1 protein-coding gene is annotated in these 284 nt (G+C 63.4%); it reads left to right on the forward strand.

Annotated elements, in window-relative coordinates; translation table 11 throughout:
- On the forward strand, positions 1-284 hold a 284-nt coding region (locus tag ACZYZF_RS29510; RefSeq protein WP_463837607.1), incomplete at both ends, for a hypothetical protein.

Consider the following 284-nt stretch of genomic DNA (forward strand, 5'->3'; position numbering starts at 1 on the left):
TTGAATTATCTGGCCGATGTCACGGTGAACAAGCCCAATGGCGAGCGGCCGTCGACGGTGTACCCACAGGACAAGCTCCCGCGCCTGGACCTCACTGCCACACCCGCGCCGGGCTCACGACAAAGATTGTTCGAACTGGGCCCAGAGCGGTTCGCGTCGTGGCTGCGGGATACCCCATCGGTCGGGGTCACCGATACGACGTTCCGTGATGCCCATCAGTCGTTGTTGGCCACCCGGTTGCGGTCCACTGGGTTGCTCAAGGTGGCGCCGTATGTGGCGCGGAT

The sequence above is a fragment of the Mycobacterium sp. IDUB_24 genome, assembly GCF_055419385.1.